Annotated in this window: 18 protein-coding genes and 1 other RNA gene; 12 read left to right on the top strand and 7 right to left on the bottom strand. The window is 63.9% G+C overall.

Features of this window, described 5'->3' with window-relative positions; genetic code table 11:
- Positions 1-146: 146 nt before the first annotated feature.
- The 11 genes from ACYVOC_RS04745 to ACYVOC_RS04795 all read left to right on the top strand — a co-directional run bounded on the left by ACYVOC_RS04745 (position 147) and on the right by ACYVOC_RS04795 (position 10,007).
- Complete coding sequence (locus ACYVOC_RS04745) at positions 147-2,546, top strand: 3-hydroxyacyl-CoA dehydrogenase/enoyl-CoA hydratase family protein (RefSeq protein ID WP_461161030.1); 2,400 nt, start codon at positions 147-149, stop codon at positions 2,544-2,546.
- A gap of 1 nt (position 2,547) precedes the next feature.
- Positions 2,548-3,075, top strand: a complete 528-nt coding sequence (locus ACYVOC_RS04750; RefSeq protein WP_116002697.1) for a DUF4442 domain-containing protein — start codon at positions 2,548-2,550, stop codon at positions 3,073-3,075.
- 11 nt (positions 3,076-3,086) lie between these two features.
- Positions 3,087-4,283 (top strand): acetyl-CoA C-acyltransferase, encoded by a 1,197-nt coding sequence (locus tag ACYVOC_RS04755; protein ID WP_116002699.1) that lies wholly within the window; start codon positions 3,087-3,089, stop codon positions 4,281-4,283.
- A 50-nt stretch (positions 4,284-4,333) separates the two neighbouring features.
- Positions 4,334-4,420, top strand: a non-coding RNA gene (locus ACYVOC_RS04760) — sX9 sRNA.
- 69 nt (positions 4,421-4,489) lie between these two features.
- Positions 4,490-5,365 carry an alpha/beta hydrolase family protein gene (locus ACYVOC_RS04765; protein WP_461161031.1) on the top strand — a complete coding sequence of 292 codons (876 nt, stop codon included), beginning with the start codon at positions 4,490-4,492 and terminating at the stop codon, positions 5,363-5,365.
- A gap of 28 nt (positions 5,366-5,393) precedes the next feature.
- Positions 5,394-6,221 (top strand): acyl-CoA thioesterase, encoded by an 828-nt coding sequence (locus ACYVOC_RS04770; RefSeq protein ID WP_461161032.1) that lies wholly within the window; start codon positions 5,394-5,396, stop codon positions 6,219-6,221.
- Between the two features lie 53 nt (positions 6,222-6,274).
- The gene (locus tag ACYVOC_RS04775; protein WP_461161033.1) at positions 6,275-7,051 is read left to right on the top strand and encodes an enoyl-CoA hydratase; all 777 of its coding nucleotides are present in this window, start codon (positions 6,275-6,277) and stop codon (positions 7,049-7,051) included.
- Positions 7,052-7,232: 181 nt separating this feature from the next.
- Positions 7,233-7,715: a thioesterase family protein gene (locus ACYVOC_RS04780; protein WP_116002706.1), complete on the top strand. Its 483-nt coding sequence runs from the start codon at positions 7,233-7,235 to the stop codon at positions 7,713-7,715.
- Positions 7,716-7,868: 153 nt separating this feature from the next.
- Positions 7,869-8,408, top strand: coding sequence for a bactofilin family protein (locus ACYVOC_RS04785; RefSeq protein ID WP_116002708.1), 540 nt, complete (start codon positions 7,869-7,871; stop codon positions 8,406-8,408).
- A gap of 89 nt (positions 8,409-8,497) precedes the next feature.
- The gene (locus ACYVOC_RS04790; RefSeq protein WP_116002710.1) at positions 8,498-9,172 is read left to right on the top strand and encodes a TetR/AcrR family transcriptional regulator; all 675 of its coding nucleotides are present in this window, start codon (positions 8,498-8,500) and stop codon (positions 9,170-9,172) included.
- A 61-nt stretch (positions 9,173-9,233) separates the two neighbouring features.
- Positions 9,234-10,007 carry an enoyl-CoA hydratase/isomerase family protein gene (locus ACYVOC_RS04795; protein ID WP_116002712.1) on the top strand — a complete coding sequence of 258 codons (774 nt, stop codon included), beginning with the start codon at positions 9,234-9,236 and terminating at the stop codon, positions 10,005-10,007.
- Between the two features lie 2 nt (positions 10,008-10,009).
- On the opposite strand, the gene ACYVOC_RS04800 is transcribed toward ACYVOC_RS04795, so the two are convergent.
- Positions 10,010-10,420 carry an acyl-CoA thioesterase gene (locus ACYVOC_RS04800; protein ID WP_116002714.1) on the bottom strand — a complete coding sequence of 137 codons (411 nt, stop codon included), beginning with the start codon at positions 10,418-10,420 and terminating at the stop codon, positions 10,010-10,012.
- Between the two features lie 41 nt (positions 10,421-10,461).
- Between ACYVOC_RS04800 and ACYVOC_RS04805 the strand changes: the two genes are divergently transcribed.
- Entirely contained in the window at positions 10,462-12,291 is a 1,830-nt protein-coding gene (locus ACYVOC_RS04805; RefSeq protein WP_461161034.1) for an ABCB family ABC transporter ATP-binding protein/permease, read from the top strand.
- A 117-nt stretch (positions 12,292-12,408) separates the two neighbouring features.
- Here ACYVOC_RS04805 and ACYVOC_RS04810 read toward each other — a convergent pair whose 3' ends face one another.
- From ACYVOC_RS04810 to ACYVOC_RS04835, 6 genes are all read right to left on the bottom strand, one after another.
- Complete coding sequence (locus ACYVOC_RS04810; protein WP_461161035.1) at positions 12,409-13,890, bottom strand: efflux transporter outer membrane subunit; 1,482 nt, start codon at positions 13,888-13,890, stop codon at positions 12,409-12,411.
- Positions 13,887-17,069 carry an efflux RND transporter permease subunit gene (locus ACYVOC_RS04815; protein WP_116002719.1) on the bottom strand — a complete coding sequence of 1,061 codons (3,183 nt, stop codon included), beginning with the start codon at positions 17,067-17,069 and terminating at the stop codon, positions 13,887-13,889. The genes ACYVOC_RS04810 and ACYVOC_RS04815 overlap by 4 nt, the downstream gene beginning before the upstream one ends.
- A 15-nt stretch (positions 17,070-17,084) precedes the next feature.
- Complete coding sequence (locus ACYVOC_RS04820; RefSeq protein ID WP_461161036.1) at positions 17,085-18,389, bottom strand: efflux RND transporter periplasmic adaptor subunit; 1,305 nt, start codon at positions 18,387-18,389, stop codon at positions 17,085-17,087.
- A 181-nt stretch (positions 18,390-18,570) separates the two neighbouring features.
- Complete coding sequence (locus ACYVOC_RS04825) at positions 18,571-19,971, bottom strand: aspartate ammonia-lyase (protein ID WP_461161037.1); 1,401 nt, start codon at positions 19,969-19,971, stop codon at positions 18,571-18,573.
- 351 nt (positions 19,972-20,322) lie between these two features.
- Positions 20,323-21,360, bottom strand: coding sequence for a DctP family TRAP transporter solute-binding subunit (locus tag ACYVOC_RS04830; protein WP_116002724.1), 1,038 nt, complete (start codon positions 21,358-21,360; stop codon positions 20,323-20,325).
- A gap of 23 nt (positions 21,361-21,383) precedes the next feature.
- The coding region (locus tag ACYVOC_RS04835; protein WP_461161038.1) for a TRAP transporter large permease subunit at positions 21,384-21,909 on the bottom strand (526 nt) is incomplete at its 5' end.

A 21,909-nucleotide genomic window follows, 5' to 3' on the forward strand; every position in this document is an offset into this window, starting at 1 on the left:
TGGAAGTGCGCGGCTCCATTGGCCCCTTCGGTCGCACGCAAACCTGGGTTCGCGTCCAGTAAACCACCCAGTCCGCCCGGCGCCAGTCGCGGGGTGTCCGACAACGGAGTCCAGCGCTTGCAGCGCGGCTCCATGGAGAAATAGTGATGTCTAGATTCCAAGTGAAGAAAGTCGCCGTTCTCGGCGCAGGCGTGATGGGCGCGCAGATTGCTGCGCATCTCGTCAACGTCAAGGTGCCCGTGGTGCTGTTTGATCTGCCTGCCAAAGAAGGTCCGAAGAACGGTATCGTGATGAAGGCCGTCGAAGGCCTGAAGAAGCTCAAGCCCTCGCCGCTGGGTGTGGCGGACGATGCAGCGCTGATCGGCCAGGCCAACTACGAAGAGCATCTGGAGCAACTGCGCGACTGCGACCTCATCATCGAGGCGATTGCCGAGCGCATGGACTGGAAGCTCGATCTGTACAAAAAGATCGCGCCTTTCGTCAACCCGCACGCCATCGTGGCATCCAACACCTCGGGCCTGTCGATCACGAAACTGAGCGAAGCGCTGCCCGAGTCCATCAAACCGCGCTTTTGCGGCATCCACTTCTTCAACCCACCGCGCTACATGACGCTGGTGGAGCTGATCGACACTCCCACCACCGCCCCCGAGGTGCTCGACCAGCTCGAAGCCTTTGTTACCAGCGGCCTGGGCAAAGGTGTGGTACGCGCACACGACACCCCCAACTTCGTCGCCAACCGCGTCGGCATTGCCGGCATGCTGGCCACCATGAAGGAGGTCGAGAACTTCGGTTTGAGCTTCGACGTGGTGGACGACCTCACCGGCAAGAAGCTCGGCCGCGCCAGCAGCGGCACCTTCCGCACCGCCGATGTGGTGGGTCTGGACACGATGAACCACGTGATCAAGACGCTGCAGGACAACCTCCATGAGGAGAGCGACCCGTTCTACGGCAGTTTTGAAACCCCCGCCGTGCTCAAGAAGCTGTTGGAGCTGGGTAACCTGGGCCAGAAAACCAAGGCTGGTTTCTACAAGAAGGTGGGCCGCGACGTTCTGCGTTTTGATCTGGAAGGCGAAGAGTACGTGCCCGGCGGCCAGAAGGCCGACGAGGTGTACGGCCGCATGTTGAAAAAACCTGCTGCCGAGCGCCTCAAGCTCCTGCGCAATGCCGAGGGCGCGCAGGGCCAGTTCCTCTGGGCCATCCTGCGCAACAGCTTCCACTACGCCGCCGTGCACCTTTCAACAATAGCCGACAACGCCCGCGATGTGGACCAGGCCATGCGCTGGGGCTTTGGCATGAAGCAGGGTCCGTTCGAGCTGTGGCAAGAGGCTGGCTGGCTTGAAGTGGCGAAGATGGTCCAGGAAGACATCGACGCGGGCAAAGCACTGTCCAAGGCGCCACTGCCCGAGTGGGTCTTCAAGGGCCCCGTGGCCGAGGCCGGTGGCGTGCACACCGCGCAAGGCTCCTGGAGCGCATCCAAGGCGAAATTCATTGCACGCCGCCAGTTGCCCGTGTACGAGCGCCAGCACTTCCCCGAGGCGCTGCTGGGCGAAACCCTGCCCGACTACAAGACGGCGGGCAAGACACTGCACGAAGACGACGCCATCCGCCTGTGGACGCTGGACGACGAAGTGGTGATCGCCAGCATCAAGACCAAGATGCACGCCATCAGCCCCGACGTGGCCGAGGGTCTAGCCATGGCGGTCGATATTGCCGAGAAGGACTACAAGGCCGTGGTGGTGTGGTCGGGCGACGAGCCCTTCAGCGCCGGTGCCGACCTGCAGGCCATGCTGCCGGCCTTCATGATCGCCGGTGTCAGCGCCATTGAGGGCGCTGAGCAAGAGCTGCAGAACACCATGCTGCGCCTGCGCTACGCCGGTGTGCCCGTGGTGTCGGCCATTCGTGGCCTGGCGCTGGGCGGTGGCTGCGAGCTGGCCGTGCACTCGGCCCGCCGCGTGGTGCACATGGAAAGCTATATCGGCCTGGTCGAAGTGGGCGTGGGCCTGGTGCCCGGCGCTGGTGGCCTGACCTACATTGCGCGCCGCGCCGCCGAGAACATGGCGCAGTCCACGTCCAAGGACGTGCTGCCCTTCCTGACCGAAGGTTTCACCGCCGCCGCCATGGCCAAGGTGGGCACCAGTGCGCTGGAATCGCGCAAACTGGGCTACCTGCTCGAGAGCGATGTCATCGTGCCGCACAAGGACGAGCTGCTGTTTGTGGCGCTGAACGAAGCCAAGGCGATGGCCCGGGGCGGCTGGCGTGCACCGCACAAGCGCTTGTTCTCGGTGGCTGGCCGCAGCGGCATTGCCACCATCAAGGCGCAGTTGGTCAACATGCGCGACGGCGGCTTCATCAGTGCACACGACTTCCACATCTCCAGCCTGATCGCAGGCGTGGTCTGTGGCGGCGACGTAGACGCCGGTTCCCTGGTCAGCGAGGAATACCTCATGGCCATGGAGCGCAAGGCCTTCTGCAGCCTGATCACCCATCCCAAGACGCAGGAACGCATCCTGGGCATGCTCAGCACCGGCAAGCCGGTTCGCAACTGACATGGGCCGCGCTGCTGCCACCCTCGCGGCCACACGCCCCAACCGGCTGGCCCGCACCCTGGGCCAGCTCGACCGGGTGCCTGCGGTTGCCCGCCCCTGGGCGCGCAACCTGGTGCTGCGCCGCGCTGTGCCTTTCACGGGTACAGCGGGGTTGCAGTACGTGGCGTTGACGCCGCAGCGTGTGGAAGTGGCCGTAGCCAACCAGCGCCGCGTGCAAAACCATATCCACGGCGTGCACGCCGCCGCCATGACGCTGCTGGCCGAAACGGCCACCGGCATGGTGGTGGGCATGAACGTGCGCGACGACTGCCTGCCGCTGGCCAAGGAACTCAAGGTGGCGTTCAAGAAACGCGCCCAGGGCGCCTTGCGTGCAGTCGCCACCCTCACCGTCGAACAGCGCGCGCTGATGCAGCAAAGCGACAAGGGCGAGGTGCAGGTGCAGGTCACCGTGACCGACGAAACCGGCGCCGAGCCGGTGCAATGTGAATTTACCTGGGCCTGGATTCCCTCCAGCCGCCCCAAGAACTGAAGGAGTACCCCATGGCAAAACAAGTCCAGGAAGCCTATATCGTTGCCGCCACGCGCACGCCCATCGGGCGCTCGGGCCGCGGTTACTTCCGCAACACCCGCCCCGATGACCTGCTGGTCGCCGCCATCAAGAGCGCCATGCTGCAGGTACCCACGCTGGACCCCAGGGCGATCGAGGATTCCATCATCGGCTGCTCGTTTCCCGAGGGCGAGCAGGGCATGAACATGGCCCGTATCGCCATGGGTTTGGCGTTTTCCCACCCCGTGGGCGGTGTCACGGTGAACCGTTTTTGCGCTTCGGGCATCACGGCCATCCAGATGGCTGCCGACCGCATCCGCGTGGGCGAAGCCGACGTGCTGATCGCTGGCGGCGCTGAATCCATGAGCATGGTGCCCATGGGCGGCAACAAGCCTTCGTTCAACCCTGAGGTGTTTGCCCGTGATGAGGACATCGGCATTGCCTACGGCATGGGCCTGACGGCGGAAAAAGTGGCCCAGCAATGGAAAGTTTCGCGCGAAGACCAGGATGCGTTTGCGCTGGAATCGCACCTGCGCGCTGTCAAGGCCCAGCAGGCCGGTGAGTTCACCGACGAAATCACGCCTTTTGAGATCACCGAGCGCACGCCCGACCTCGCCACCGGCGAAGTGATCGCGAAGAAGCGCACCGTGCACCTGGACGAAGGCCCACGCCCCGACACTACGCTTGAAGCGCTGGCCAAGCTCAAGACCGTGTTTGCCGCCCGTGGCAGCGTCACGGCCGGCAACAGCTCGCAGACCAGCGACGGCGCGGGTGCGCTGATCCTGGCCAGTGAAAAGGCCGTCAAGCAGTTTGGCCTGACGCCCTTGGCGCGCTTTGTGAGCTACGCCGCGCGCGGCGTACCGCCCGAGATCATGGGCATCGGCCCCATCGAGGCGATTCCTGCAGCGCTGCGTTATGCCGGCCTCCAGCACGAAGACATTGGCTGGTTCGAATTGAACGAAGCCTTTGCGGCCCAGTCGCTTGCCGTGGTGCGCACCCTGGGCCTGGACCCGGCCAAGGTCAACCCCATGGGGGGGGCGATTGCGCTGGGGCACCCGCTGGGTGCCACGGGCGCCATCCGCGCCGCCACGGTGGTGCACGCGCTGCGCCGCCACAAGCTGAAGTACGGCATGGTGACGATGTGTGTAGGCACAGGCCAAGGCGCCGCCGGCATCTTCGAGGCCGTTTAACTGGCTACTGCGCGGGCGTCATGCGTCGTTGGGCGGTGCTCGCAATCCTCACGTACCGCAAGTACGTTCCGGTTGCTGCGCTCCGTCCGCCTAGCCTGACACCCGCTCGCTACGCCCTTGAGGGCAGGGTGTAAGCCCTTTCTTGAGGGCGGAGTGTTCTGAAACTCAAGCTGACGCAGAGCAGCGTGATCGACAGGAGACACAGCATGAACAAGCAGAGCTTGCGGGTCGATGATTCGACCACCCTGGCGCTGAGCGTCTTCGAGCCCGAGGGCGCGGTGCGTGCCAGCGTGGTCATTGGCGGGGCCATGGGGGTGCGGCAGGACTATTACGCGGCATTCGCGCAGTGGCTTGCGGGGCAGGGTTTTCGCGTCACCACCTTCGACTACCGGGGCCATGGCGACTCGCTCGTCGGCCCCATGCGCGAGGTGCGCGCCAATTTGTTCGACTGGGCACGCGATTACGAGGCTGTGATCTCGGCTGCGCGCGCGGCCCTGCCCGAGCAGCCGCTGTACCTGCTGGGTCACAGCCTGGGCGCGCAGCTACCCGGCCTGCTGCGCAACCCCGGCCAAGTCGATGGCCTGCTCAGCGTGGCGGCGGGCAGCGGCTACTGGCGTGAGAACGCGCCCCGCCTCAAACGCATGGTGCCGTATTTTTGGTGGGTGCTGGTGCCGCTGGCCACGCGCCTGTGGGGCTACTTTCCGGGGCGCACGTTGCGCAAGGTGGGCGACTTGCCTGCCGGTGTGATCCTGCAATGGCGCCGCTGGTGTCTTCATCCCACCTACAGCGTGGGGGCCGAAGGCCCTGCCGCTGCGCAAAGCTATGCCGCCGTGCGCTTTCCGGTGCTGGCGCTGTGGATGAGCGATGACGAGCTGATGACCCTGCGCGGCACGCACAGCCTGGTCAAGCTCTACCGCAATGCCCCGGCCCGGGTGGAGCGCATTGCGCCCGAAGACATCAACGCCCTGCGCATTGGGCATTTCGGGTTCTTCCGCGAGCAGTTTCGCCAGACGCTGTGGCCGCGCGCCGTGGCCGACCTGTTGGGGTTGGCCGGGCTGCCAGTCACCGGCACGACGGTATAAGTAGTGATTTAGCGGCACACTGTCCAGCATGACGACGACACCCCACTCTTTTGACCAGGCCCTGGTGCTTGAATCTACCGCCCCGGGCCTTTTGCGGGGGCACACCAGCCCAGCGTACTGGAACATGGTCGGGCCTTTTGGCGGTATCACGGCCGCCACGGCCTTGCGGGCCATCCTGCTGCACCCGGACCGCCTGGGTGATCCGCTCTCGCTCACTGTCAACTATGCGGGGGCGCTGTCCACCGGGCCGTTCACCGTGCAGGCCACGCCGGTGCGTACCAACCGCTCCACGCAGCACTGGACCGTGTCCATTTTGCAAACGGACGCGCAGGGCGAGCAGGTGGTCACCACCACCGCCACGGCCGTCACGGCCGTGCGGCGCGAGACCTGGAGCCTGGCCGATGTGGCCATGCCTACCGTGCCCGGCCCCGAAGGGCTGGACGCCTACCCGCCCGCACCGGGCATCGAATGGTTTAGCCGCTACGACCTGCGCCCCGTGACGGGCGCCTTGCCCCGGCAATGGAATGGCCAGGGCGATAGCAGCCTGACGCAGGTCTGGATGCGCGATAGCCCGCCGCGGCCCCTTGATTTTTGTGCGCTGGCCGCGCTAGCCGATGTGTTCTTCCCGCGCGTCTGGTTGCGTCGCGCAGTGCACGTGCCTGCGGGAACGGTGTCGATCACGGTGTATTTCCATGCCAGCGCGGCGCAGCTGGCGACCACCGGCACAGGCCATGTGCTCGGGCAGGCCCGTGCGCAGGAATTCCGCAATGGCTTTTTCGACCAGACGGTGCAGTTGTGGAGCGAGAGCGGCACCATGCTCGCCACCAGCCACCAGATTGTTTACTACAAGGAATAGGGCCGCATCTCCCGCGTGTCCAGCCTGTTTTCCATTTTTCAGGAACCCGTCCCATGAGCGCAATCCAAAACGACATCCTGGTGCACACCGAAGCCGGTGTGACCACCATCACCTTGAACCGGGTGGACAAGAAGAACTCCCTCACCCGCGCCATGTACACCACCCTGGCTGAAACCTTCGAGGCGGCTACCCCAGGAACCGACGTGCGTGCCGTGGTGCTGCAGGGCGATGTGGCCGTGTTCAGCGCCGGCAATGACATTGGTGACTTTCTGCAGCAGCCCCCGGCCTCGCAGGACTCGCCGGTGTTCCGTTTCCTGCGCGCCATCGCCACCTTTCCCAAGCCCGTGGTGGCTGCGGTCTGTGGTCCGGCGGTGGGCATCGGTACCACCATGCTGCTGCACTGCGATCTGGTCTACGCGGGCGATAACGCTGCGTTCTCCATGCCGTTCGTCAATCTGGGCCTGTGCCCCGAAGCGGCGTCGAGCCTGCTGGTGCCGCAGATGCTGGGCTACCACCGCGCTGCCGAGGCGCTTTTGCTGGGCGAGCCCTTCATGGCCGAGGCCGCGATGGAAGTGGGCCTGGTCAACCGCGTGGTGCCTCCCACTGAATGCAACGCTATCGCCCAGTCCCAGGCCCGCAAGCTGGCGGCCAAGCCCCTGTCCTCGCTGATCGAGACCAAGCGCCTGATGAAGCTGGGCCAGACGGCGCCCGTGCTTGCGCGCATGGCCGAGGAAGGTGAAAGCTTTGGCCGCATGCTGGGCGAACCCGCTGCGCGCGAAGCTTTCACGGCGTTCATGGCCAAAAGAAAGCCTGATTTCAGCCAGTGCTGAAGGCTTGAGCTCGGGCGGCCCGCGCCGCAGGCCGGATCCGGTGTCCTGCAATTCTGTGCACACACAGCACTTTTAGGTAAAAATGGCCTCTAGCGCTTATGCATATTGCGCTAGCAGCTATTAAAACAGAAGCAATCGATGTCAGCGCCGTGCGCCGGCACCGTTCCTTTGCAGGACCCCCATGAGCAAAACCCCCGCGCCGGTCAAACCCTTCGAGCCTGAGTTCATTGCCGGGCTCAAGTCCATCTTCGAGGAAAAGATCGTCTTCAACCAGGTTCTGGGGCTGAAGATCGTGAGCATGGCGCCCGAGCAAGTCGTCGGGCGTATCGACATGAAGCCCGAGTTGGTGGGCCACTTTGCTTACAACCGCATCCATGGGGGTGTCATCAGTGCCGGGCTGGATGCCATGGGCGGGCTCGCCGTGATGGCCGCCATCGGTGCCCGCCACATGGACGAGGAACCCCTGCAGCGCCTGCACCGCTTTGCCAAGCTGGGCACCATCGACCTGCGCATTGACTACTTGCGACCCGGCATTGGCGACCATTTCGAGCTGCGCGCGCAGGTGCTGCGCCTGGGCTCGCGCGTGGCTACCACGCGCATGGAGTTTCTGGGGCCCGACGGCCAGATGATGTCGGCCGGGGCGGCCGCCTACATCGTTTCCTGACGATCGACTGCACGGGCCGGTGGCACGCATGTGTGCTGCTGCAAAGACTGCAAGCGCATGCAAGCATCGAACCGTTTGGTTACCGTTCTTGCGCAATACAGGCAGCTTTTGCATCGATCGGTGTTCATCATGGTGTCTTTTCTAGGAGATTCCATGGCCGTGCAAAACCCCTTCTTTGGCAAGCGTGAACCCGAAACCTTCCAGCCTCGCCAGCCCGCCGTTGCGCAGGGCAATGCCAACGGACTGAACCCTGCCGGTAACACCAGCCAAACGTCCTCGGCAGCCGTGGTCAACACCAAGGCGCCGGTCGAGAGCACAGGCAGCAAGCTGACCGTGGGCCCCAACATCAAACTCAAGGGTGTGGAGATCACCGATTGCGACACCCTGGTGGTGGAAGGTACCGTCGAAGCCACCATGGATTCGCGCGTGATCCAGATCTCTGAGCAAGGGGCCTTCCGGGGCTCGGCCGATATTGATATCGCCGAAATCCGGGGGGACTTCAGCGGCACGCTCACGGTACGGCAGAAGCTGGTGATTTACAGTACTGGCAAGGTGAGCGGCAAGATTCGCTACGGCAAACTGGTGATCGAGGAGGGCGGCCAGATTTCGGGCGAAGTTGACGTGGGAACGGCCAGCAGCCCGGCCCGCGGCACGGGTGCACGCAGCCCCGAGGCGGTCGCCATCGCTGCCTGATCCGCATCCTGCGGCGGATCAACCGCTGCAGGATCTTTTTGCAAAGCACTTGCTTGCTGAAATAACCAAACCCGGCTATCGTGCCGGGCATGTCTGCCCAACCCCTTGATCCCTCGTCCGGGCCCGCTGTGGTGCCTGACATGCCTGTGGCGACGCGGCGCCGGGGGCGGCCCCGCAAGACTCTGGACGAGCGCGACGAAGGCAACCGCCGCCAGCTCATCATCGACGGCGCGGCGCGGCTTTTTCGTGCCCAGGGCTTCGATGCGGCCAGTACGCGCGATATCGCGGCGGCGGCAGGCATGCGCAGCGGCTCGCCCTTCTACCATTTCGAAAGCAAGAACGCGCTGCTCTACGCCGTGATGGAAGAGGGCATGCAGCGCGCCGTCCGCAGCCAGGCGCAAGCCCTTATGGGGCTGGGCGATGATCGCCCGCGCGAGCGCCTCGCGGTTCTGGTGCGCCACCATTGTGAAATTTTGCTCGGCCCAGCAGGCGATTTTGTACCGGTGATGCTGTACGAGTGGCGTTCGCTCACCCCTGCCCAGCGCGAGGCCATTGCGCAAATCAAGACGGTCTACGAAGCCCCCTGGATGCCCGTGCTGCACGCCCTGTACGACGCAGGTGCGTTGCGCACAGAACCCGGCCTGGCCCGGTTGTTCATTTTTGGGGCACTCAACTGGGCGGCGCAGTGGTATCGCCCCGAGGGGCGCCTCTCGCTCGATGAACTGGCCGCCCACGCATTGCAGATGTTTCTGGCGCCCGAATGACGCACCCCTCGCAGCTCTACGTTCGTCCCCCTCACGCAACCCTAACCCCTTCGGAGACCCCATGGACGTTCACTTCACCGCCGACATCCAGCACAAGGTGCTGCACCTGCGTTTTGGCCAAGCCGGGGTGCGCAACCTCATGGACGACCGCTGGTTCAACACGCTCGAAGCCCATCTGGCCGAGGCCGACCAGAACCCCGAAGTGCGCGTGGTGCTGATCAGTGCCGCGGGTGATGCGTTTTGCTCGGGTGCCAACCTCAAGGGCATACAGCCGAGCTTGCTGACCGATGACTACGCGCAGTCGGCGCTGGCGCGTTTGCTGCGGCGCCTGACGACGTTTGGAAAACCGCTGGTGGCTGCGGTGCACGGTTTGGCCATCGGCGGCGGCACCACCTTGCTGCTGCACTGCGATTTTGTCTATGCCGCCGAGGGCACGCGCTTTCAAATGCCGTTCACCAAGCTGGGCCTGGTACCCGAGTTCGGCTCCAGCTATTGGATACCCTTGAACGCAGGCATGCGGCTGGCCAGCGAACTGGTGCTGCTGGGCGAGCCCTTCGATGCCGCAACAGCGCTCCGGGCCGGTCTGGTGACCTCCGTGGAGCCCGCCGCCGGTTTGATGGAGCGTGCCCAGCGCACCGCTGACACGCTGGCGCAGATGGCCCCCGGCCCTCTGCGCCGTAGTAAGCATTTGCTGCGCCAGGGCCACCAGGCGGCACTGGAGGCCGCGCTGGAGCGCGAAGGCCAGGCGCTGCAGGAGAGCCTGCGCTCCCCCGAACTGGCCGAGGCGGTCTCGGCTTTTCTGGCCAAGCGCGCGCCCGATTTTTCCCGCTTCTGAAATCAGCGCACGGGCAGGGGGCGTGGGCGGCCTTCGGCGTCAATGGCCACATAGGTCACCAGCGCCTCGGTCACCTTGACATAGTTGCCCTGCTCGGAAAAGCGTTCGGCGAAGACCTCCACGTCGACCGTGATCGAGGTGCGGCCGATGCGCTTGACGCTGGAGAAGAACGACAGGATGTCACCCACGCGCACGGGGTGCTTGAAGACAAACTCGTTCACTGCCACGGTGGCCATGCGGCCCTGCACGTGGCGCGCGGGCAGCACCGAGCCGGCCAGGTCCACCTGGGCCATGACCCAGCCGCCGAAGATGTCGCCGTTGCCATTGGTGTCGGCCGGCATGGGAATGACCTTGAGCACCAGTTCCTTGTCGGTGGGTAATGGGGCGGAGGTGCGGCTGGGGGTGTCGGACATGGGCACAATCTCGGTAGAAGTAACCAACAGAATTGTCCCTCATGCGCCACCACGGCGAATCCTCTCCCCCAACATCTCCCGGCGCCCCGGTGCGCACCCATTCTGACTGGGCCACCCTGGGTCGCTTGCTGCCCTATCTGTGGCAGTACAAATGGCGCGTGCTGGCCGCACTGGCCTTCATGGTGGGGGCCAAGCTGGCCAATGTGGGCGTACCGTTGCTGCTCAAAAAACTGGTCGATGCGATGGCGGTGCCCCCTGGCGCCGTGACTGCGCTGCTGGTGGTGCCCGTCGCGCTGCTGCTGGGCTATGGGGCCTTGCGCTGGACCACCTCGCTGTTCACCGAATTGCGCGAGCTGGTGTTCGCCAAGGCCACGCAGGGCGCGGCGCGCAGCATTGCCCTGACCACCTTCCGGCATCTGCACGCGCTCAGCCTGCGCTTTCACCTGGAGCGCCAGACGGGCGGCATGACGCGCGACATTGAGCGCGGCGTGCGCGGTATCGAGTCGCTGATCTCGTTCGCCCTGTTCAACATCGTTGCCACGCTGGTCGAGGTGGTGCTGGTGCTCTCCATCCTGGGTTCGCGTTTTGACATGTGGTTCGTCTGGATCACGCTGGCTGCGCTGGTGGTGTATATCGCGTTCACGGTGGTCGTCACCGAGTGGCGCACCAAGTTCCGGCGTGAGGCCAATGCGCTGGATTCTGCGGCGCACACCAAAGCCGTCGATTCGTTGCTGAACTATGAAACCGTCAAATACTTCAACAACGAAGAATTCGAGGCGCGCCGCTACGACGAAAGCCTGGAAGGCCTGCGCCGTGTGCGGCTCAAGAGCCAGAGTACGCTGTCCATGCTCAACAGCGGGCAGCAGGCCATCATTGCCACCGCGCTGGTGGCCATGCTGTGGCGCGCCACGCAGGGTGTGGCCGATGGCCGCATGACGCTGGGCGACCTGGTCATGGTCAACGCCTTCATGATCCAGATCTATATCCCGCTCAACTTCTTTGGCGTGATTTACCGCGAGATCAAGCAGAACCTCGCCGACCTGGACAAGATGTTCACGCTGATGGACCGCGAGCGCGAGGTGGCCGATGCACCGGGTGCCGAGCCGCTCCACATCGCCGCTGGCACCAGCCCGGCGGTGCGTTTTGAAGACGTGCACTTTGCCTATGAACCTGACCGCCCCATTCTGCGCGGCGTGAGTTTTGAGATACCGGCAGGCAAAACGGTGGCTGTGGTGGGACCCTCGGGCGCGGGCAAATCCACGCTGGCGCGGCTGCTGTTTCGTTTCTACGACATTCAGCAAGGCCGCATCAGCCTGGCCGGGCAGGACATGCGCAGCGTCACGCAGGCCAGCGTGCGCTCGTGTGTAGGCATCGTGCCGCAGGACACCGTACTGTTCAACGACACCGTGGCCTACAACATCGCTTATGGGCGCCCCGGCGCTACCCCACAGGAAGTGGAACAGGCCGCACGCGCTGCGCACATCCACCACTTCATTGCGTCCACGCCCAAGGGTTACGACACCATGGTGGGCGAACGCGGCCTCAAGCTCTCGGGCGGCGAGAAGCAGCGCGTGGCGATCGCCCGCACCCTGCTCAAGAACCCCCCCATTCTGGTGTTTGACGAGGCCACCTCTGCCCTTGATTCAGCCAACGAGCGCGCCATCCAGGCCGAGCTGCGCAGCGTGGCGCGCGGTAAGACCACGCTGGTCATTGCACACCGCCTCTCCACCGTGGTCGATGCCCACGAGATCCTGGTGATGGACGGCGGCCGCATTGTCGAGCGCGGTACGCACGGCGTGCTGCTCGCGTCAGGAGGGCGTTATGCGCAGATGTGGGCGCTGCAGCAAAATGGGGATGGCGCAAGCGCCTGAGCAATGGATGTGCTACAGGCCCGTTCTGGGTGTAAAAAATCAGGTGAAATTAGCCTCTAACGCTTATATGGCAAGCATTAGTAGCTATTGTTTTTATATCAATGTGCGGTTGAATCATTAACTCCCGCCGAGCACTTTGTACAGCGTGACGCGATTGACCTGCTCGGCCAGCAGCAGCGAGATCTGCGTTTGCTGCGCTGCGTAGAGGCTGCGCTGCGCGTCCAGCACCGACAGATAGTTGTCCACACCGGCCTTGAAGCGTGCCTCCGACAGGTCGAACGCCTTTTGCGTGGCCGCCAGCAGGGACGCCTGGGCTTCAAGGCGTTCTGCCCAGCGCGCGCGGTCGGCCAGCGCATCGGCAGCTTCGCGAAACGCGGTCTGCACCGTTTTTTCATACTGGGTCAGCGCCAGTTGCTCATTGGCCTGCGCCACCTGCACATTGGCGCGGTTGCGGCCGCCGTCGAAGATGGGCAGGCGCACCAGCGGCACAAAACTCCAGGTGCCGTTACCTGCGCCAAAGAGATTGGACAGCTCGCTACTGGCTGCACCGGTCGACGCGGTCAGGCTGATGGAGGGAAACATGGCGGCACGGGCGGCGCCGATATTTGCCGTGGCTGCCCGCAGCGCGTGTTCGGCCGCCTGGATGTCGGGGCGTGCCAGCAGTCGACTGGAGGGTACAGGCGTTGATAGTGCTGCCAAGGCGGCAACGCCGAGCGAGTTGCTGCCCAGTGGCGACGGCAGCAGCGCTTCGGGGACCGGGCCACCCACCAGCAGTTGCAGCGCATTGCGGTCGCGGTCTACCTGGCTGGAATAAGCGGCCACATCACCGCGTGCCGAATCGACGGTGGTCTGGTTTTGTGCCAGCACCAGCCCGGAGGTGGCGCCCAGCTCGTAGATGCGCTGTGTGATGGCAAACGCCTTGCGCCGCGACTCGAGCGTGCTTTGCGCCAGTTCCAGTCGGGCCTGGTTGGCGGCCAGTGTGAGCCATGCGTTGGCAACATCGGCCACCAGGCTGATCTGCACGTTGCGCTGGGTCTCGGTGCTGAGCAAAAACTGCTGCAGGGCGGCCTCGTTCAGGTTGCGCACACGGCCCCACAGGTCGAGCTCGTAGCTGGCAAAGCCGATCTGCGCGACAAACTGGCTGGTGGTCTGATCGCGCCCGGCCGTCGTCAGGTCCTGCGCCGCCCGGGTGCGGCTGGCCTGGGCCGATGCGGCCACGGTCGGGAGCCGGTCGGCCTGCTGCACACCGTACTGCGCGCGGGCCTTTTCAATGTTGGTCAAGGCCAGGCGCAGGTCGCTGTTGTTGGCGAGTGCCAGTGCGAGCACCTGGCGCAACTGGGGTGCTTGGACCCAGGCCAAGGCCTCGATTTGATCCAGGCTTTGGGCGGTGGGCTGCGCTGGCACAGCGTCTGCCGTGGTGCCCACGGCGGCGGGCACGGGCGCTGCCGGAGTGCGTGTGGGCGGTGCCAGGTTCATGCAACCGGCCAGCGATGCGACAAGGGTCGCAGTCACCCACAGCGGCACCGTGCTGTCATGGTGTGCCGAGCGTGCAGGCGCGCACGCTGGGCCAGGGGGTGTCGACAAAGGAGGCGTATTCATACGGCGTCCTCCACAACAGGCGCTTCGGGTGGCGGCGGGGCGTTGTCTTCGTGGCGTGAGCGACTGGCAAACCAACTGCGGATCACCAGGAAGAACACAGGCACGAAGAAGATGCCCAGCGTGGTGGAAAAAATCACACCACCGAGCACCGCAGTGCCGATGGCGTGCCGGCCTCCGGCGCCAGCGCCCGTGCCCAGCGCCAGTGGCAAGACGCCAAAGCCGAACGCCATGGACGTCATCAGGATCGGGCGCAGGCGCAGGCGCACAGCTTGCACTGTGGCGTCGTAAGCGCTGCGGCCGGCTTCCTGCAGTTGCGTCGCGAACTCGACGATCAGGATGGCGTTTTTGGACGCCAGGCCCACGGTGGTGAGCAGGCCCACCTGGAAGTACACGTCGTTGGACAGTCCGCGCACACCGGTGAAGACCAGCGCCCCCACCACGCCCAGCGGTACGGCCAGGACGACGGCGAGCGGCACGGTCCAGCTCTCATACAGCGCGGCCAGGCACAGGAACACGAACAGCACCGAGACGGCGTAGAGCAGCGGAGCCTGTGCGCCCGACAGCCGCTCCTGCAGCGATGCGCCGGTCCACTCGTAGCCCACGCCCGCGGGCAGTTGTTTGAGGATGGCCTCGACCGCATCCATCGCTGCGCCGGAGCTCACGCCGGGCGCAGAGTCACCAACGAATTCGTAGCTCGGGCTGCCGTTGTAACGCTGCAGTTGCGGCGCCCCATACGTCCAGTTGGTTGAAGAAAACGCGCTGAAAGGCACCATTTCGCCCTTGTCGTTGCGCACCGTCCACTGGCCGATATCCTGGGGCAGCATGCGGTACGGAGCGTCGCCCTGCACATACACGCGCTTGACGCGGCCATCGTTCAGGAAGTCGTTGACATAGGTGCCGCCCATGGCACTGGACAGTACGCTGTTGATGTTGGCGGTACTCACACCAAGCGCGGCGGCTTTTCGGTCGTCGATGGTGACGCCCAGCTGCGAGCTGTCATCCAGGTTGGTCGTGCGCAGCGTGCGGATCTGTGGGTTGCCCTTGGCCAGTTCCAGCACCTGGTCGCGTGCGCGCAGCAATGCGTCATGCCCCACTCCGCTGAGGTCCTTGAGCTGCAAGTTGAAGCCCGAGTCTGAGCCCAGGCCGCGCACTGCGGGCGGCAGTGTCACAAAAATGCGTGCGTCGCGCAGTACTGTGAGGTCTTGGGTGGCTTTGCGGGCAATCGCCTCGGCGCTCTGGTCTGGTCGCTGGCGCTCGCTCCAGTCTTTGAGGCGCAGGAAGCCACGCGCCGACGCCTGGTCGCCACTCAGGCCGGTGATGGAGTTGAAGCTGATCACATCGGGCTGTTTGGCGAAATAGTTTTGGACTTCCTGCATCACCGCCTGCAGGCGCGCGTCGGTACTGCCCGGTGGCAGGCTGATCTGGATGCGCATGTAGCCCTGGTCTTCCACCGGCAGGAACGACGTGGGCAGTTTGCTGAACAGGAACGCGGTGCCGCCGCAAATGACCAGGAACACCAGCAGCATGCGTTTGCTGCTGTGCAGCAAGCGCCCCACTGCACCCTGGTAGCGGCTGGCGTTGCGGTCGAACTGATTGTTGAACCAGTGGAAAAAACGGTCCGAAATGCCCAGCAGCCCGCGCCGCGGTGTGCCGCCATGCGTATCGTGCTGGCCCCGCGCCACCGGCTTGAGCAAGCTTGCGCACAGAGCGGGTGTCAGGCTCAGCGCCACGAACACCGAAAGCGCCATGGCCGATACGATAGTGATGGAAAACTGCCGGTAAATGACGCCGGTGGAGCCGCCGAAGAACGCCATGGGGATGAACACGGCAGACAGCGTGAGGGCAATGCCGATCAGTGCCGGGGTGATTTCCGCCATGGACTTGCGGGTGGCCTCTTTGGGGGACAAGCCTTCTTCCGACATGACCCGCTCGACGTTCTCGACCACCACGATGGCGTCGTCCACCAGCAAGCCGATGGCCAGCACCAGAGCGAACATGGTCAGCGTGTTGATCGAATAGCCGGCAATCGACAGCACGCCCATGGTGCCCAGCAGCACGACCGGCACCGTAATGGCTGGAATCAGCGTGGCGCGCATGTTCTGCAGGAACAGGAACATCACCAGCACCACCAAAACGATGGCCTCCATCAGTGCGATGACCACTTCCTTGATGGAGGCACGCACGAAGGGGGTGGAGTCCGAGCTGATGAATGACGTTAAGCCGTTGGGGAAATACGGTTGGAGTTCCGCCAGCTTGGCGTTCACAGCGTCGGAAACGGAGGTGGCATTGGCGCCATCGGCCAGCACGATGCCCATGCCGGCGCCAGGCTTTCCGTTGAGTCGCGAGGTGATGGATAGGTTGTCGGCGCCCAGCTCTACACGGGCCACGTCTTTCATCAGCACTGCGGAGCCGTCTGGTGCGACCTTGAGCAGGATGTTCTTGAATTCGTCCACGGTCTTGAGCTTGGTGCGCGCCGTGATGGTGGCGTTGAGCTGCTGGTTCGGTGGCGCGGGCAGGGCGCCCAGCTGGCCGGCCGAGACCTGCGCGTTCTGCGCGTTCAGCGCAGCAATGAGATCCGACGGCATCAGCGCGAATTTCTCCAGCAGCGCCGGGTTCATCCAGATGCGCATGGCATAGCCCGTGCCGAAGACACGCACATCGCCCACGCCATCGACGCGGCCAATGACATCGACCAGATTGGTCGAGAGATAGTCGCCCACGTCCACTTGGCTCACGTTCGGGTCGGGCGAGGTGAAGCTGTAGGTGGTCAGGTAGTCGTTGCCGCCCTTGTTGACGAATACGCCGCGGCTCTTGACGGCTTCGGGCAGGCGGTTGACGGCAGATTGCAGTTTGTTTTGCACCTGCACCTGCGCTACGTCGATGTTGGTGCCCGGGCTGAACGTCAGCGTGGTGCGTGACTGGCCCGATGCGTCGCTGGTCGAACCCATGTAGAGCAGGTTGTCGATGCCCTTGAGTTGCTGTTCGATCACCTGGGTGACCGAGTTTTCCACCGTTTCGGCAGAAGCGCCGGTGTAGGTCGTGCCAATCGTCACGTTGGGTGGCGCGATGTCGGGGTATTGCTCCAGCGGCAGTGTGAAGATGGACAAACCACCCGCCAGCATGATGACGATGGCCAGCACCCACGCGAAGATAGGCCGGTTGATGAAGAACGGTGCCATGGTGTGGGCCTGCGCTTAGCGGGCAGGGTTGCTGGCAGGGGAGGCCGCCGCCGCTGACGCCCCCGGCGCAGGGTTTGGTGCGTCAGGCAATTGCACCGGTTGCGGGGCTACGGTGTCGCCCGGCTTGATGCGCTGGAACCCATCCACGACGACCGTGTCGCCAGCGGACAGGCCACTGTTGACCAGCCACCGGCTGCCCACGGCGCGGTCGATCTCGATCGGGCGGCGCGCCACCTTGTTCTCTGGCCCTACCACCAGCACATTGGCCTTGCCGGCAATGTCGCGCGTCACGGCCCGCTGCGGTACCAGAAGCGCGTCGCTGGAGATACCGGTCGGCAACAGGGCTTGCACATACATGCCCGGCATCAACATGCCGTCGGGGTTGGGCACCACCGCACGCAGCGTGACGGCTCCCGTGCTCGGGTTCACCGTGACACCGGCAAACTGCAGTCGTCCAGGGTGGGTGTACCTGCTGCCGTCCTCCAGGAGAATCGTGATGCGCACGGCACCTTCGCCCAGTTTTTCAAAACGGCCCGCGGCCAGATCGCGCTGGAGCTGCAGCAAATCGCTGCTCGACTGTGTCACGTCCACATACATGGGATCGAGCTGCGAAATGGTGGTCAGTACACCCACTTGATTGGCCGTCACCAAACCGCCTGTGTTGACGTTCGAGAGCGCTGTGCGTCCAGAAATGGGCGCGACGATGCGCGTGTAGCCAAGATTGATGCGCGCAGTCGCCAGGGCTGCTTGCGCCACCGCGACGTCAGCCGCTGTTTGCTCCGCAATTGCCAGACTCTCGTCGTAGGCCTGGCGGCTGATGGCATCGATGCGCACCAGTTCGGCATTGCGCTTGGCGTTGGCCTCGGCAGTGCGCGCCTGGGCCTGCGCCTTGGCGAGCGCGGCTTTGGCGGCTGCTTCAGCGGCCTGGTAGGGCGCTGCGTCGATTTGGTAGAGCGGCTGCCCGGCCTTCACCGTCGCCCCCTCGGTGAACAGCCGCTTTTGAACGATGCCGTTGATCTGTGGCCGGATGTCCGCGCTCATGAAGGCGCTGGTTCGACCGGCCAGTGCGCTGGTCAACGTTTGGGCTTGTGACTGCAGGGTGATTACGCCGACCTTGGTGGGCTCCTTGGCTGCGCCGGCGGCATTCTTGTCCGCGGCGGGCGCTTTGTCCGAACATCCCGTGGCGAGCAAGCCACTGATCAGCAAACCAAGTGCGAATGCGGACCAGCGAACGTACGGCTGAACGTGTGCTGCAGGATGCCGAGCGCGGGCAACGCAAGCCGTCAGAGGTGGATTGAAATCGTGGGACTGAAAGTGCATGAAAGAAGCCGTCCAGAAGTGCCTACGAATTGTGACAAGCCAATGTGTCTGATTGATAAAGTGGGATATTCGTTGTGCGCGTTCGGCTGCTGGGAGGGACGGCCGCTTCAGCTGCAGGCCCCCCTGACCTTGAAGTGCAGGTGGTTGCTGAGGGTATTCCAGCAGACCCCCTGCAATACGCTCAGCTCTTGCTCAGTGCCCCCACCCGGGTCAGCTTTTCTGGCACCAGCAACTGCCGCATTTCTACCTGCCCCATGATGCCCAGCTCTTCGGCAGTGACGGCAATGGCCTTTCCGCTGGCCATGGCGGCCTTGGCAATGCTGGCGGCCTTTTCGTAGCCAATGATCGGGTTCAGCGCCGTCACCAGGGTGATCGACTCCGTAATGCGCTGGTCCAGCAGAGCGTGGTTGGCTTCAATGCCTTCGACGCAGTTGACCTGCAGCGTGCGACAGGCGTGCGCCAGGTGTGTCAGGCTCTTGTGGAGCGCCCAGCCCATGAGCGGCTCGAAGGCGTTGAGCTGCAGTTGGCCTGCTTCGGACGCCATGGTGATGGCCACGTCGTTGCCGATCACTTCAAAGCACACCTGGTTCATCACCTCGGGGATCACCGGGTTGACCTTGCCCGGCATGATGGACGAACCGGCCTGGCGCGCGGGCAGCTTGATGTCACCCACCCCGGCCTGCGGGCCCGAAGAAAGCAGGCGCAGGTCGTTGCTGATCTTGGAGAGCTTGCTGGCGATGCGCTTCAAGATGCCCGAGATGTCGACAAACGCGCCGGTGTCTGCGGTGGCGGCAATCATGTCAGCCGCAGCGGTGACGGGCACGCCCGAGAGTTCGGCGAGCTTCGGAATGACGGCGGCCACATAGCCCACGGGCGCGTTGATGCCGGTGCCAATGGCGGTGCCGCCCAGGTTCACTTCGGTCATCAGATAGGCCGATTCACGCAGGCGTTTTTCGTCGTCGGCAATCATGCTGGCAAAGGCGGTGAACTCCTGGCCCAGCGTCATCGGCACGGCATCTTGTAGTTGTGTGCGGCCGATTTTGAGGACGGGGGCAAATTCAACGGCCTTGGCCTGGAACGCTCCGCGCAGGGCGGCCAGGCAAGCCAATAGATTCTGGATGCCGAAGTAGGTCGCGAGCTTGAGCGCGGTAGGGTAGGCGTCGTTGGTGCTTTGCGAGGCGTTGACGTGGTCGTTCGGGTGGACCGTGTCGTAGCGGCCTTTGGGCAATCCCAGATGCTCGAGGGCACGGTTGGCAATCACCTCATTGGCATTCATGTTCGTGGAGGTACCGGCGCCTCCCTGGATGACGTCGACGACAAACTGGTCGTGCAACTGGCCGGCAATGAGGTCGTCGCAGGCCTGGACAATGGCGCCAGCTTGCATGGTGTTGAGCACGCCGAGCTGCAGGTTGGCATGGGCGGCAGCTTTTTTGACAAAGGCAAAGGCGCGAATGAGTTCGGGCATCTGGGCTACGGTGTGGCCGGTGATCGGGAAGTTCTCGACCGCGCGGGCGGTGTGGACCCCCCAGTAGGCCGCGGGCGGGATGGTCTTGACTCCGATGAAGTCGCTTTCTTGGCGCATGGATCTGCTTTCGTGGTGCGGAAAAACCGCAATACAAGGACAAACGCCGCCCGATGGCCGGCGGCGTTCAGAAGTTCATCAGCACTGCGGGGAGCGCAGCTTCGTGGGCTGGCTGCGCGCGTAGAAACGCCCTGTGCCATGGTTTTGTGGTGCAAGCCCATGGCGCAGGGCGTAGACGTGCATTATCAATGCGCAACTGCATAAAGTCCATAGTTTTGCGCATAACCACGGCTGTGGCCTGGCGTGGACCATCGACTCGTGGCGGAGCCTGTTTCTGCAAATGTGCGTCCGTGTGGGGCGAACATAAAAAACCCCGCCGAAGCGGGGTAGTTTGGTTGCGCAGCGCTGTGTTTACTGCTTGCGCGCCGCAATCGCTTTTTCTGCCATGTTGACCAAGTCGTTGCCCACCTGGCTCTTCCACTTGTCATACACCGGGCGGGTCGCCTTGACGAAGGCCGCACGCTCGGTGGGCGTGAGTTGGGTCACCGTCACGCCCAGGCCTTCAATTTGCTTGAGCAAGGGCTTGTCAGCCTCGATCACGCCCTTGCGGGCAATGGCGATTTCTTCCTTGCCCGCTTCGATGGCGGCCTGGCGCACGATTTCACGGTCGGCGGGGGTCCAGGAGTTCCAGATGTCCTTGTTCACCACAAAGATCAGCGGGTCGGCAATGTAGCCCCACAGCGTCAGGTACTTTTGCGCCACGCTGTGCAGCTTGGCAGCGGTGAAGATGGCCAAGGGATTCTCCTGGCCGTCCACGGCGCCGCTGGCCATGGCGGGCTGGGCGTCGGCCCAGCTCATCTGCGTGGGGTTGGCGCCCAGGGCGCTGAAGGTGTCGAGGAACAGCGGTGAGCCGACCACGCGGATCTTCATGCCCTTGAGGTCGTCGGGCGATTTGATGGGTTTCTTTGAGTTGGAAATCTCGCGGTAGCCGTTTTCGCCCCAGGCGAGCGGCACGACACCGGCCTTGTCCAGCGTCTTGAACAGGGTTTGGCCAACGTCGCCCTGGGTCAGCGCATCCACGGCGGCGTAGTCGGGCATCAGGAAAGGCAGCGAGAACAGGTTGAGCTGCTTGACCTGGGGTGACCAGTTGATGGTCGAACCCACTGCCATGTCAATCACACCTTGGCGCAGTGCCGAAAACTCGCGTGTCTGGTCGCCTTGGATCAGCGAAACACCGGGGTAGAGTTTGATGTTGATGCGGCCGCTGGTGCGCTCGCGCACCTTGTTGGCCCACAGCTCGCCGCCTTTACCCCAGGGGAAGGCTGTGCCCAGCACCAACGACAGGCGGTATTCGCTCTTGTAGGCGGTTTGCGCCAAGGCTGCGGGGCTGCTCAGGGCCAGCAGCGAGGCGGCGGCCACGGCCGAGGTGAGGAAGGTACGCAGTTTCATGGTTTTAGTCTCCTTGTGAAAAATCAGTAACCCAGATAGGCTGGCAGCCACAGCGCCAACTGCGGCCAGAGAATCACACCCAGCATGGCTAGGCACATCGCGCCCACCAGCCACAGCACCCAGTGCGTCGTGTCCTCCATGCGCACGCCGGCAATACGGCTCGAAACCATCAGGTTCACCGCCATCGGCGGCGTGAACTGACCGATGGCGACGTTCAGCGTGAGGATTACGCCAAACCACACCGGATCCCACTGGTAGTGTTGCAGGATGGGCATCATCAGCGGCACAAAGATCAGGAAAATCGAGATGCCGTCCAGGAACATGCCCAGCACGATCAGCATCAGGATGAGCAGCGTCAGCACCGTGCCTTCGCCCAGGCCAGAGTGCACGATGGCGTTGGTGATGGGGTCGATCACGCCCAATGTGGAGAGCGAAAACGCAAAGATGGCGGCGAGCGAAACCACCAGCAAAATCACGGCAGAAAGCTCGCCCGATTCGCGCAGGATCTCGAACAGGTCGCGCACGCGGATCGTGCGGTGAATGACCATC

Source organism: Simplicispira piscis, from assembly GCF_054783455.1.

Excerpts from the sequence above, each read along its gene's own strand:
- ACYVOC_RS04750 (WP_116002697.1), top strand. The coding sequence starts at position 2,548 with ATGGGCCGCGCTGCTGCCACCCTCGCGGCCACACGCCCCAACCGGCTG.
- ACYVOC_RS04770 (WP_461161032.1), top strand. The coding sequence starts at position 5,394 with ATGACGACGACACCCCACTCTTTTGACCAGGCCCTGGTGCTTGAATCT.
- ACYVOC_RS04785 (WP_116002708.1), top strand. The coding sequence starts at position 7,869 with ATGGCCGTGCAAAACCCCTTCTTTGGCAAGCGTGAACCCGAAACCTTC.
- ACYVOC_RS04795 (WP_116002712.1), top strand. The coding sequence starts at position 9,234 with ATGGACGTTCACTTCACCGCCGACATCCAGCACAAGGTGCTGCACCTG.
- ACYVOC_RS04780 (WP_116002706.1), top strand. The coding sequence starts at position 7,233 with ATGAGCAAAACCCCCGCGCCGGTCAAACCCTTCGAGCCTGAGTTCATT.
- ACYVOC_RS04825 (WP_461161037.1), bottom strand. The coding sequence starts at position 19,971 with ATGCGCCAAGAAAGCGACTTCATCGGAGTCAAGACCATCCCGCCCGCG.
- ACYVOC_RS04830 (WP_116002724.1), bottom strand. The coding sequence starts at position 21,360 with ATGAAACTGCGTACCTTCCTCACCTCGGCCGTGGCCGCCGCCTCGCTG.
- ACYVOC_RS04790 (WP_116002710.1), top strand. The coding sequence starts at position 8,498 with ATGTCTGCCCAACCCCTTGATCCCTCGTCCGGGCCCGCTGTGGTGCCT.
- ACYVOC_RS04810 (WP_461161035.1), bottom strand. The coding sequence starts at position 13,890 with ATGAATACGCCTCCTTTGTCGACACCCCCTGGCCCAGCGTGCGCGCCT.
- ACYVOC_RS04815 (WP_116002719.1), bottom strand. The coding sequence starts at position 17,069 with ATGGCACCGTTCTTCATCAACCGGCCTATCTTCGCGTGGGTGCTGGCC.
- ACYVOC_RS04745 (WP_461161030.1), top strand. The coding sequence starts at position 147 with ATGTCTAGATTCCAAGTGAAGAAAGTCGCCGTTCTCGGCGCAGGCGTG.
- ACYVOC_RS04805 (WP_461161034.1), top strand. The coding sequence starts at position 10,462 with ATGCGCCACCACGGCGAATCCTCTCCCCCAACATCTCCCGGCGCCCCG.
- ACYVOC_RS04775 (WP_461161033.1), top strand. The coding sequence starts at position 6,275 with ATGAGCGCAATCCAAAACGACATCCTGGTGCACACCGAAGCCGGTGTG.
- ACYVOC_RS04800 (WP_116002714.1), bottom strand. The coding sequence starts at position 10,420 with ATGTCCGACACCCCCAGCCGCACCTCCGCCCCATTACCCACCGACAAG.
- ACYVOC_RS04820 (WP_461161036.1), bottom strand. The coding sequence starts at position 18,389 with ATGCACTTTCAGTCCCACGATTTCAATCCACCTCTGACGGCTTGCGTT.
- ACYVOC_RS04755 (WP_116002699.1), top strand. The coding sequence starts at position 3,087 with ATGGCAAAACAAGTCCAGGAAGCCTATATCGTTGCCGCCACGCGCACG.
- ACYVOC_RS04765 (WP_461161031.1), top strand. The coding sequence starts at position 4,490 with ATGAACAAGCAGAGCTTGCGGGTCGATGATTCGACCACCCTGGCGCTG.